Source organism: Spongiivirga citrea, assembly GCF_010671565.1.
Taxonomy (GTDB): Bacteria; Bacteroidota; Bacteroidia; order Flavobacteriales; family Flavobacteriaceae; genus Spongiivirga; species Spongiivirga citrea.
The window spans coordinates 378,587-392,096 of the sequence record NZ_JAABOQ010000004.1; the positions used below are offsets into that span (position 1 = coordinate 378,587).

General features: G+C 36.5%; 5 protein-coding genes. 1 reads left to right on the forward strand and 4 read right to left on the reverse strand.

What is annotated here, in order from left to right; translation table 11 throughout:
* Positions 1–15 precede the first annotated feature (15 nt).
* The 4 genes from GWK10_RS11200 to GWK10_RS11215 all read right to left on the reverse strand — a co-directional run bounded on the left by GWK10_RS11200 (position 16) and on the right by GWK10_RS11215 (position 12,367).
* Positions 16–3,339 carry an FG-GAP-like repeat-containing protein gene (locus GWK10_RS11200; protein WP_164032453.1) on the reverse strand — a complete coding sequence of 1,108 codons (3,324 nt, stop codon included), beginning with the start codon at positions 3,337–3,339 and terminating at the stop codon, positions 16–18.
* A gap of 114 nt (positions 3,340–3,453) precedes the next feature.
* Entirely contained in the window at positions 3,454–4,998 is a 1,545-nt protein-coding gene (locus GWK10_RS11205; RefSeq protein WP_164032454.1) for a RagB/SusD family nutrient uptake outer membrane protein, read from the reverse strand.
* Positions 4,999–5,017: 19 nt separating this feature from the next.
* Complete coding sequence (locus GWK10_RS11210) at positions 5,018–8,077, reverse strand: SusC/RagA family TonB-linked outer membrane protein (RefSeq protein ID WP_164032455.1); 3,060 nt, start codon at positions 8,075–8,077, stop codon at positions 5,018–5,020.
* A 243-nt stretch (positions 8,078–8,320) separates the two neighbouring features.
* Positions 8,321–12,367 (reverse strand): hybrid sensor histidine kinase/response regulator transcription factor, encoded by a 4,047-nt coding sequence (locus GWK10_RS11215; RefSeq protein ID WP_164032456.1) that lies wholly within the window; start codon positions 12,365–12,367, stop codon positions 8,321–8,323.
* Between the two features lie 247 nt (positions 12,368–12,614).
* Between GWK10_RS11215 and GWK10_RS11220 the strand changes: the two genes are divergently transcribed.
* The gene (locus GWK10_RS11220; protein WP_164032457.1) at positions 12,615–13,508 is read left to right on the forward strand and encodes a hypothetical protein; all 894 of its coding nucleotides are present in this window, start codon (positions 12,615–12,617) and stop codon (positions 13,506–13,508) included.
* The last annotated feature ends 2 nt before the right edge of the window (positions 13,509–13,510 follow it).

Genomic DNA, 13,510 nt, shown 5'->3' on the forward strand with positions numbered 1-13,510 from the left:
AAACAGCAATGTATTTTACAGGTTCATATTGCCTTTAACCGCAATAAACTCTATAAAATCATTGTTGTTTGCTACTAAAATATAGGGCTTTTTATTAATGGAAATTAGTGCTAAATCCTTTACATCACCGTCCATAAAAAGTCCTGTTTCTTGAGCAGGAGATATAGCGAACCTATTATCCTTACTTCCTTTCAAAAAAGTACCATAACCAGCATCGGCTCTTGGTGTTTCCACTTCTGAAGCATAAAGATTTCCTCCGAATATCATATCTTTTATTCCATCGGAATCGAAATCAGCAATTAAAATTTGATTAGTCGGTGCAATTTGCGCTCTTAGCGGTAAATTTTTTCTAACAAACTGGCCATTCTCATTGAAAAAGACCGCGCTTTTAAAGGATGACACCTGATAATGGATGCTATTTTCTAATTTATCTTCATCATAAACATCCAACAATGTAGCTTTAGAGAAGGCATCGTAATTTTCAAATTTCTTTTTAATGTTTGGCATCTGCTGCGAAGAACACTCCCTTCCTCTTACTGGATATTTTTCTCCTTCATTGTAATAACTCAATACAATATCATTGGTTCTATTTCCATCGAAATCGTTTAAATAAACATCAAAGGTTTCATCTCCATTTGCCTTGTATTTATAATTCTCTCCTAGGTTACCAGCAACAAGGTCAATATCTCCATCTTGATCAATATCGTCTGCCTTTAAGCTAAACCACCAACCCGTAGTATCATCTAAGCCGACTTCATTAGTAACTTCTTTAAGTTCTTTCCCATTATTCTTGAATAGTCTAATATTCATCCACTCTCCCGTTATGGCTAAATCTTTCCAACCGTCCTTGTCAAAATCCATCCACTGGGCCGACGTTACCAAGCCAAGTTTGGTAAACTCTGGTGCGGCTTTTTGGGTAACATTTACAAACTTAGGATTACCTGAAGTGCTTACATTTTCTAGTAAATAACTATTTGCAGGATAAGGGTAATTACCTGGAATTAACCTGCTACCAACAAATAAATCCTGATCACCATCTTTATCAAAATCACAAGCATATACCCTACCTCCACTTTCAAAAATTGGTGGTAGTGCATTGGTACTTTTTATAAAATGCCCATTCCCTTGATTTATATAAAGTCTGTCTTGAAGTAATGCTGCTCTTGGTCCAAACTCATTACCCCCACTTACAATGTAAAGATCATAATCACCATCATTGTCGGCATCAAAAATAAGCGATCCTATATCCTCATGCATTCTGTCTTTTAATAGAATACTCAGTTTTTGCTGTTCAAATGAACCATTGGCATTTTGAAAAAACATACCTCCGGGATACTTTGTGGCTGCACCAACATAAAAATCATCAAGACCATCACCATTCAAATCTCCAACCGATATACCTGGCCCAAATCGAGAGGTTTTATGTGGTAAAAGAATTTCATTTTTAAAGTCATCATAAGTATTCTCTTTGTGTTTATAAAGTGCTAAAGTATCCGTTAAACTTTCAAAAAGCCGACCCGCAATGGCCGGTTTACTCATACTTCTTTCTTCGGCATTTTCTATATTGAGTTCTAGTGTACTATTTGCTGCGATCTGTACTAGCTTTTGTTTTTTTTGATTTGGCCAGATTATAATCAGACTATCGACCTCTTCATCTTTACCCAAACCAAAATGTATTTTAGGAGCAACTGATGATTGGAATCCACGACTTAAAGAAACTTCATGAAACTGCTGCTGATTGTTATGAAATAGCTGAATCTTTGCCCCAATCCCATAACTATTTTTTGCTTCACCTTTAAAAGTTAGTGTAAGATGATTATTACGGTTGGCGCTCACGTTTTCAAAAATGGATGCCTCTTTGTCAATATTATTAACAATCAGCTCCAGATCCCCATCATTGTCTAAATCAGCATAAGCTGCTCCGTTAGAGAAACCTACATCCTGTATTCCCCACTCTGCATTATTTTTTGTAAAAGTCAGATCACCATTATTTTTAAATAAATAGTTATCGATGGGCTCTGAGGGAATTCGAAGACTTTTGGCCAATAAACTGTCTTTATGTTTCTTCTCTCCTTTCAAGCTCTCGAAGTAATCCTTATTGTTTATTTCCCTACGAGTACCGTTAGAGACGAACAAATCCTTATACCCATCATTATCAAAATCTGCCAGCAATGGAGCCCAACTCCAATCGGTTGATGAAATTCCTGCTAAACGAGATATATCTTTTAACTTAGGAATACCATTATGCGTGTATCCGGTGTTTATTTGAAGGGTGTTTTGCATATATTGATATTGGAACCCTACCTTTTCAATATTCTCAAACAGCTCAGGATTCATGCTTGCCATATTAGCCTTAGATCGGCGATTCGAAGCAGCATCCATATCCATTTGAATGATATCTAGAAGACCATCATTATTAAAGTCAGCAATGTCAACACCCATACCATAAAAAGACGTGTGGGCGGTGGCATTTTTAATTTCATCTTTAAAAGTGCCATCTTTTTGATTGATATAAAGACAATCGGGTGTTCCAAAATCATTGGACACATAAAGATCGGTCCAACCATCGTTGTTTAAATCAGAAGCCGTGACACTTAACGAAAGGCTGTATAACTTTACACCTGCGTCTTCAGTAATTTTAGTAAACTTTCCTCCATCATTTCTATACAGGTTATCGGTTTCTAGATCAGTGACCCTATCCATCCTCATTTTATAATGATAGCTGTTATATTCAAAGGGGGTAATTGGGTAATTTGCTACATATACATCGAGGTCTCCATCGTTATCGAAATCAAAAAAAGTGGCATCAACGCTATTACCAGCATCATCTAAACCAAAATCTGCCGCCTGATCTACAAACGTATTATTACCTTGATTAATAAAAAGCTGATTTTTTTTATTTCCTGACTGCCCTGCAACCAAACAGTAAATATCTAATAAGCCATCGCCGTTTACATCAGCCATAGAAGTACCGGTATACCATCTTTTATCTCCACCAGCACCAGATTCCAACGTTATATTTTTAAATTTTAAATCCCCTTCATTAAGATAAAGCCTGTTCTCGACCATATTTCCGGTAAAAAAGAGATCAGTGAGTCCGTCATTATTAATGTCTCCAGCAGAAACACCACCACCCATGTAGAGATATGGGTATGTAAAATAGTTTAAAGTGTCATTCTCAACCAACTGGTTTGCAAACGCGATCCCAGTGGCTTCAGGAGTTAGTTTTGCAAAAATCTTATCTACAGTCGTATTAGTTTGATTGCCCTCGCTTTGATCATTAGAATTTTTGCAACTAAACAACATCAACAAAATTGCCAATATTATTACTCTCGACATACATCATTCATTTTTAAACATCGTTCAACTTCTACTCAAAACTCAAATTACGAATAAAACAAATGAGCGAAAAAAATTTTCGCTCATTCGATCCAAACAACACTAATTCAAACCCTAGTATCCAGGATTTTGATCCTCAGCATTTACCTTCGTATTACTATCAATTTCATTTTGAGGTATAGGCATAACCCTATGCACCGAGGGATCATAATTTCTTACTAAACGAAGAGACTCATCTGGATTATTGAAATTTTGATCAGGGAAAATTGAAAGTTCCTGATCGTCTAAATCCCATCGGACCAAATCATCAAATCGCTGTTGCTCTCCGCAGAGCTCAACAAAGCGCTCGTGCACTATAGCACTAAAAATTTGTTCAGAAGAGTTTACCGGATAACCTCTCGCGTCCATTAGAGCCGTACCGTATCGAGGCATGCCCGCTCGATCGCGTATTTGATTCAATAGGTCGATAGCTCCTTGGTTATTTCCTAAATTCATTTCTACCTCAGCTCTCATTAAAACAACATCAGCATATCTCATGATACGAACATTAACGCCGCTATTCTGAGAAACATCCTGATTGTCATATAACTGTGAAAACTTGTACCAAACTGGTCCCCCAACGCAACCCGGGCAAGGAAATTGAAAAGCTCCACCAGGTCCGTAAGTGTTATCACTATCTTGAAGTATCGCTAGATCTAACCTAGGGTCATCATCTTCAAATTCTTCAATTACTTTAGTTGAAGGTCTAGCATTTGCCCAACCTGTATAATCTTGTGAATGAAAAGTTACCTCAGAGGTACCAATACCAGTTTGCGCCCATCGCTCTTGCTCCGTACCAACTTCGCCGTTATATCCCACTTCGAACATAGATTCATCATTATGCTCTCCAGTTTCATTAAAATTATCTTGATATTCCTCTAGAGGCAGCAAACTATGATTAACTACATTATTAAAAGCTTGTTGTGCATCAGCATATTGCTCTCTATGCAAGAAAATTTTACCTAATAGCGCATAAGCAGCTTCTTGAGTGACTCTTCCCGTTTCGGTAATTCCTTTTGGTCTAGTAAGCTGAGTGGATAATTGTAAATCAGCGATCATCTGTTCATAAACCTGATCTGCCGTAGATCTTGGCGCATCTTCCAAAGCGGTCGCAAAGTCCGTTTTTAATGGCACACCACCAAAACGCTTTACTAAATGATAATAATAAAGTGCTCTTAGGTAATATGCTTGGCCCAAAGCATTGTCAACATCATCATTGGTAAAGTCACTACCCGCTACGTTATTTCGCATTCTTTCTTCGTTGCCAATAACAAAATTACAGGCACCAACACCATTAAAGCATGCGGTCCAAAATTGCGCTATATTATCCAAGGTAGCATTAAATTCAAATCGATTATAGGGCGCAAAATTAGGATCACCACTAGAAACCACTTCATCAGACATAGCGTCAGGAAAAACATAACCTGAACGCTGATATACTATTTGAAATTGGTTGTAGCTTGCATTTACCGCTGCCTCAACCTGACTTAATGATTCAAAAAATATTTCAGGATTTAATGCATTGGTGTTTTCAACAGGCACATCATCATCACAGGCTACAAAAAGCAGCACTAAAAGTGATAGAATACTGCTTAAAAAATATTTATTACTTCTTTTCATCTATACAACTTTTAATAGTTTAAAATTCTATTTGAATTCCACTCAAAACCGTAATAGGTCTTGGTTGAGCGCTTCGATCGATTCCTAAACCATCAACCAGTCCTTGCGCGTTATAAAATGGTGCTATCTCAGGGTCCAGACCTGAATAATTGGTAAAGGTTAGTAGATTTTGTCCTTGTACGTAAAATCGTAATTTTTTCACGATACTTTTACCAGATTTGTTTATCAACTTATCTGGAAAAGTATATCCTACAGTAACATTGCGTAATCTAAGATACGAACCATCCTCAATATATCTTGTAGATATTTCATTGTTAATATTAGAACCAAATCTAAATCTCGGTATGTCGGTAATGTCTCCAGGATTCTGCCATCTTCTTAATACCTGAGTTCCGTAATTCAATCCATTATCTAAACCTTCTAAGTAAAATACATTACTGTTAAGTACATCAACTCCCTGTACACCATTAAACAATACATCAAAATCCCAACCTTTATATTCAGCCCTCAGATTAAGAGCGTAGGTGAAATCAGGATTTGGGTTACCAATTACCTGTCTATCTTCTAAACTTATTTGCCCATCACCATTGATATCTAAAAACCTTACATCGCCTGGTTGAACAGGTACTGCTGCCGCACCATTATTTGGTAGTTCGTTGTCAATTTGTTCCTGAGTAGAAAAAACACCGTCAGCAACTAAACCAAAAAAGTGAAATGGTGCTTCGTCAACTGCTAATCTGTTTAATGCTGATGCAAATGGTGGGTTTAATCTAGCTCTTTCGATAGGTTCGCCTGACGCACCTAGGCTTTCTACTATACTCTCAGCCTTTGTAACATTCGCCCATAAATTCCATTTAAAATCACCCTTATAATCGTTATAACCTACTGTAAATTCAAGACCTTTAACATCAACGACCCCTACATTTCTAATAACTGTAGATCCTGTTTGCGAGTTACCAGGAATACCAGAAGACGACGGTAATTCAACTGGAATTAAAAGGTCTTCACTGCGGTTTTTAAAATAGTCAACCCCAAACTGAATTTGATCATACAAAAACGCCATTGTTAACCCATAGTTCTGCTTAATTTGGGTTTCCCAACGTAAATCTGGGTTTGCAGCATTGTTAGGAGTAATACCAGGTGAAGTTTCATCATCAATCGAGACTGGTAGATTTAAACCAAGGGTAGGTAAAAATTGGTTTACTGCGTTACCAGTTCGATTATTACCGGTTTCTCCGTAACTAGCTCTAAGTTTTAAACTATTAATGTCCTCTATTTTGAAAAAAGGTTCATTTGAAATATCCCATCCCAATGCCCCTGAGAAAAACCATTGAGATGCATTTTCTGGTGCAAATCTTGAAGAAGTATCTCGTCGTCCTGACGCACTAATAGAGTAACGATCATCAAATCCGTAGCCAGCTAAGAAAAGTACAGAATTTAAATTCTCTGGCACAGAAAATGAGGTAGCCCTAGCATTTGGAGAAAAAGCTTCTGGAATATTTGAAGACACCTCATTATTATCGGAAATAGAAGCCGACTCGAACCTTATTCTTGTTTGCTCTAAAACCGCAGAAGCGTTTACAGAATGCTTTCCGAATTCGCGATCATAGCTCAACGTATTTGTAAGTATAGTTTGAGATACTGTTTGTCGTGTTTTATCAATGAAATTGATTGGGCTCACAAAACGCTCACCCGCTTCTTCGAACGCTCTTCTTTCATTATCTAGGCGCAGTAAGTTTGCATTTAGCCCAAACTGTGACCTTAAAGAAAGTCCTTTCGCTAAATTTAATTTGGTATATACACTTCCGATTATAGATGAGAATCTGGCTAAGTTATCTTGCGAAGACTGAACTCTAAGCTGATTTCGTGAATCATTTAAATCGCTCGAGTTGGTACCTCCAAAAAGTCCATTTTCAGTAACCACAGATACATAAGGTGCTTGACCTATAATGTTCTGCAAAGGATCACGCCCACCTTCAAATTCTGGAGAAACTGTTTCATTATAACCTAATGATAATGTTTGTCCTATTTCTAACCAGTCTGCTATATTGGCGTCCGTATTTATATTTAAAGTGGTTCTTGAAAAACCAGTATCTACATATACTCCATCTTGTTCTAATCGAGAAAGACTCAAGTTAAATCTAGCTTTTTCACTTCCTCCATTTACACTAGCACTAATATTATATATAGGCGCCTGTTGGAAGTAAGCATCTTGCCAGTCAGTATCTATTCCATTACCATTAAACAAAGGATTAAGATTAACTCTTCCTACTGGAAAGTCTGGCCCACCTGGTTGACCTGCTAATGCATTAATCTCTCGCAAAAATTGAATATACTGTGTCGTGTTCAGAACATCGTACCTCCTGTTAAATTCTTGAATCCCAGTAGATGCCTCTAGCTTGAATGATGCCTTACCTACTCTACCTTTTTTAGTGGTAATCAAAACAACTCCATTTGTGCCTCTTGACCCATAAACAGCAAGAGAAGCAGCATCTTTTAAAATATCAATTTTTTCAACACTTGCTAAATCAACACTATTAATACTATTGGTAAAAACTCCATCTACAACATATAAAGGTGTACCGTCTCCAAATGTATTCACCCCTCGTATTTGCACCAAGGTTTGAGATCCTGGTGAACCACCATTCGTTATAGTAACACCTGCTGCTCTACCTTGTAAGGCCTGACCAATATCAGTAGTAGGAAACTCACTTAGCGATTCAGAACTCACCACAGAAACTGGTGTATTTCTTTGTGTACCGTAGGTTACTATAACGACTTCATCAAGACTAACTAGGTCTTCGACAAGCTCAACATTAATCTCTTCTTGACCAGTGTAGGTTACCTCTTGTGATTTGAAACCTAAATATGAAAAAACAAGGATATCTCTATTCTTTACATTTTTAAGTTTGTATTTACCATCAAAATCGGTTACCACTCCATTATTTGTTCCTTTTACGAATACAGAAGCCCCAGGTAAGGGTCCTTCATTGGCGGTAACGGTTCCGGCCACCTCTTGCCCCATTACTTGACCGCTAACAATCAAGAACAGTATAAACCATAAGTTTTTTAACTTCATTTTTTGAATTAGTTTAGATTCAGTTTTGAATTCAATTCTACTTTTTCAAGCAGGATTTTAAATTATCTATTTAATTGGAAGGACCAAGTTATGCTTACCTGTAGCTTAAGCGCATTATATTTGATGCAATAAATATTTCATTTGTTGCATTTAAAGAATAACAAAGGATGCGGGGCCATCCAGCGAATGAACAGATAGTAAACTTTCTTGCTTTTTGAGCCTGAAAGAAAGGATGTATATGGTTTATTTTACTTGTTTAGGAAGTTCCCCAAATTGCTTTTTGTAACAAACAGTAAAATATGAAGCAGATAAGAAACCTACTTTGTGAGCAACTTCGCTTACATTTAAATTTTTATCATTACTAAAAAGAGTTCTAGACCTTTCGAGGCGAACTCTTCTAATAAACTCTATGGGAGAGAGACCAGTTAAGGATTTTATTTTTCTATATACTTGACTTCGGCTTAAACAGAGATGAGAAGACAACTTTTCGACATTAAGCGAAGGGTTTTCAATATTACTTTGTACAAAATCAACTACTCTTTGGATAAAATCATTATCTAAATCAACATCCTTTTCTTCTTTAGGAATAAAAGAACCATTTACAGCTTGCTGTGATACGCGCTCTTTTTTTACAAGAAGTTGTTTTAAAACTACTTTGAGTTCTTTAGCATCAAAGGGTTTTACCAAATAAGCATCAGCCCCGGCTTCCAAGCCTTTAATTTTGTCTTTCGTAAGCTCCTTAGCGGTAAGCATTACAATGGGAGTTTGGTTTAAGTTAGGGTCCTTGCGCACTTTTTTACTGAACTCCACCCCATCCATTAGCGGCATAATTACATCAGTGATTATAATATCCGGATGATGCTCAATTGTTTTAAACCAGCCTTCTCTACCATCTGACGCAACCATCAATTCGTAGTCTTCCTCTAAGATTGAAATAAGATAGTCCTGTAAATCGGCATTATCTTCAGCAATAAGCAGTTTCTTCTTATGTCGTTTTTTGGATAGAATTTGTTCAACGGTGTAGGTTTCTGATTTGGACTTTAGCTCACCATTAGCTCTTACCATTTTCTCATCCTGCGTCAATTCAAGAATTTGAGAATCTTTAAAAAATTCTTTTCCAAATGGTATTGTTATTTTAAAGATTGATCCTTTTCCCAATTCACTTTCTACCTCAACAAGTCCCTTATGTAGTTCAACAAAACTCTTTACCATTTCCAATCCAACACCAGTACTGCCATAGTATGACTTGTTTAACTCGCTGACTTGGTAAAAACGTTTAAATATTTTCTTATAATCTTTTTGATCGATTCCTGGGCCATTATCCTTAATGCTTATTTCTAAAACAGGTATTTCAGTTTCTTCACTAACCAAGGGTAATATTTTTTTGTTATCAGAAACTATCTTAACGGTAATTCTACCTTGATTTGGCGTAACCTTGAAAGCATTAGACAGTAGGTTAAAGAAAATCTTATCTAAAACCCCACTATCCGCCCATACATGCAAATTTTTGCTCTCATATTTCAAATCCAAGCGGATCGATCTTCGTTTGGACTCTTCATTAAAGAAACTAAGTATTGCTTTTGTGTGCTCAATAACATTAAACTGACTAACTTTTAATTGCAATTTCTTGGATTGTAATTTTCTAAAATCCATTAACTCATTGATCAATCTTGACAGACGCTCTGCATTTTTATGGATTATCTGATGTTTTTGACTAATAGCTTTTGAAAAACTACTGTCGTCTAACTCCATTAGCTCTTTTATTGGATTAATTATTAAAGTAAGTGGGGTTCGAAACTCATGAGAAATATTTGTGAAAAACTGAAGCTTTTGTTGTTGTAATTCAACCTTTTGTTTTCTTCGTTCTCGCTCAAGCTCAAAGGTATTTCTTTCATCAACCTGCTTGCGATATAGATACATTATCGAGAATAACAGCAGGAAAAAACAAACAGTATAAGCCAAGTAAGCCCATACGGTTTTCCACCAGGGAGGCTGTACATTAATTTTTAAAATAACAGGAGTATCATTCCAAATGTTGTCATTGTTTGACGCTTTTAATCTGAATGTATAGTCTCCAGCTGCCAAGTTTGTATAGGTGGCACTATTCTTCGACCCAACGTAATTCCATGTTTCTTCAAAACCTTCTAAAAAGTAAGCATATTGGTTTTTTTCTGGTTTTGTATAACTTATTGCTTCATAATCAATGGTCAAAACGTTCTGGTCATGCTTCAATGTAATTACCTCTCCTTCTCTCGTCACATTTAATGGACTATCCGCATCACCGCGATCAATTTTTTTGTTGAATAATTTTACATCCTTTATGTATGGTTTAGCTAAGTAAGGGTTATAGGCAATATTTTGAGGTTCAATTACATTAACGCCATTTTTGGTACCCAGATAAAGTCTATTATCATTATCCATAATCATAGCCCTATCGATCAAAAAGTTCTCCAACAGGCCATCATAGGTAGTAAAACGCTCTAGGTCATTCGAATCACGATTTATTTTTAAAATACCCTGCTTACTACTCAACCATAATTCGTTCTTAACAGGTTCAAATATGGCATTTACAAATGTTAAATCGTAATTGTCAAGCATCAAGCGTTCGAAACCTTGCTCTTCTCTTTTATATGAAAACAGTCCGCCCCCGTTTGTACCACACCAAACCGTACCATCTTGTGTTTCAAAAATATCAAGTATTCTATTTGAACTTGGATGCCCGCCAAATTTGGAAGAAATTGCATTACTGTGAGCGACTACCGTATAATCACTCTCATTTTTCCTTTCCAGATGATAAAGACCTGATGAAGTACCAACCCAAAGGTGGGCGTTGCTATCGTGATATAGCACCTTAACATCTTTATTCGCAATAGCCGAGTTAGCATATGATTGCCCTTCGGGAACGTTAATCTGCCCGGTAATAGCATCAACATAATAAACACCTTCTAAAAAAGACCCAATCCAAACACGTCCTGTTCCGTCTTCAGTAAAACATCGAATCTTGTCTGTACGTAAAACTCCAGAGGTATTTTGGGTTGTTAGATTTAAAAAATTTTTGCTCCCCTTTTTCAATAAAAAGATGCCATCTCCCCAAGTTGCGACCCAAGTATTACCCTTACTATCTACAAAAACATCTTCAATATAAATACCTTTTCTAAGTCCTTTGTAAGTAGAATTTGATTTACCATATACATTTATAATTTCACCCGTAGTTGAGTCTAGAATATCGAGTCCATTTATTTGAGCTATCCATATTTTTCCATCCACCGTTTTAGAAAATGCCTTAACTGCATTAGTTTGAATGCTATTTTTTACATCATCTCGCTGAATTATGTCAAACTTATTATAATGTCTATCGAAAAAACCGAGCCCATTTTCATAATAGCCTAACCATAATCTATTCTCATTATCAAATAACATAGACCAAACAGAATCGGAGCCAATACTTTGATCATCTAAGGCATTATATCTATAATGTTGGACAATATTGCCATTAATATCCAAAATGATCATTCCTTCGTTTTCTACCGAAACCAATACATGATCCATTCCGCTAACGATTGCCATTACCGCTCCTTGAACAACAGCTAATTTTGAAAAAGATGACTGGGCTTTTCTTAAATCACCTTTAAACAAACCGCTCGTTAAAGTACCTACCCAAAGGTTTTCTTTGTCATCTAAATGCAGTTTGGTAACACGATGGAATACTTCCTCATTCGTTAACGGCATACTTTCTACAACACCTCTTTCATGGTATTGCTCTAGCTTTAAACCCTTGTTAGTTGCTATATATAAGTTTCCTTTAGTTGAAAACTGTAAGTCGAGCACAGTAGATCCCTTTACAAGATGATCTCTTAATACTTTTGCTTTAATATCGACCTCTTTCACACCATCATAGGTACCTACTAAAAACCGGTCTTCATATTGAGCAAAACACAAAATACTGGTATATTGATGTTTTGGGTCTTTGCTAAGTGTATTGCCTAGTCGCGTAAATGAATTCTGCTCATCATTGTAAAAAGACAAACCTGCATCTGTTCCCACCCAAAGCTGTCCTAAATCATCAACAAACAAAGAGCGTATTGAATTGCTGTTAACACTATTCTCATCATTAAGACTATGGCTATAATGAGTATAAGAGAAACCATTATATTTATAAAGTCCTGCCCCATCAGTACCTACCCAAATGAAACCGTCACTATCCATAACCATTGCCGTTATGGGGCGTTGAAATATATTTTCTTGAACGGAATGAAACTCAAGTGATTTAAAATCTACTTGAGAATGCATTTCTATACTATTCAAGAAAAACACCCCTATAAATAGGAGTTTTAGCAACTTTGATAATTTAATTTTACTGCTGACCATTTACCGTTGTAATAAAGGTTCAATAAAGAGCATTTTAGCTGGGGCTAAAATAAGATTTGTCGCATTTTAAGCTTCAAATGTTGCATACGCCTTTTAAAAAGGGCTACAGTCTAACAACAAAAAAAGTAAAAGGCTAAATTGTCACTTCTAAATTAAAATAAATTTGATCATGCGATTAAGTATTCTTGCAATTGTATTATTATGTCTGGTTTCTTGTGACAGAGAGTCACAGTTTGATGCTATTTTACAAGAAGGTTCGGCACCTTCAGAAGTACAAGCTAATATTACGTTTAATAATGAGGAAGCTCCTTTCTCTGTTTCAGTAAATCCTACTGCAAATGGAGCTACTGCTTTCGAAGTTTTTTCAGGACTTCCTGGTGATTCAGGAACCTTAATAGGCTTACAGCAAGAACTTATATTTCTCTATCCTGAGGCCGATGAAAATTTCTTCGTTACAATTAAGGCTATCGCTCCCAATGATAAGATTACCGAATCGCAATTTGAAGTAATACCACCAGCAGACCCTTGTGAGCAAATTGCTACTGCTCCTGCAACCTGGGACAATGGCAATGACCCTGCATTCTTCTTTGGTTTTAATGGTGCGGAACTCCAAGTAGTTGCAAATCCAGATCCTTCCGGGGCAAACCCAGAAGCTTCCAATGTTTTAGAAATAGTCCAAGACGGTGGTGGTAATTTTGATGGTTATGGTATTCAAATGACAGCACCAATCGACTTTAGTGCTGAAGATAAAGTGGTAAGGTTAAATTTCTGGTCAAATGTGGAAGTGCCTGTTAGACTTACTGTACAACAAGATCCCAATAATGAAACCGAAAGAGAAGCGGAAGTGAATTTAATTCACACTGGAAGTGGATGGGAAGAACTTCGTTTCGACTTTTCTACAGCGACTGCTGGGTTTACAGGTAATGCAGATGGAGCTCTAGGTGTTCCTGATTTTTCACCATTTGTTCCAACAGGACAATATATTAGATTTCAAATGTTCATTAGTCCAGGAGATGATGTTGCAGGCACCTTCTATCTAGATAATTTAGGAGTGTGTCCATAATT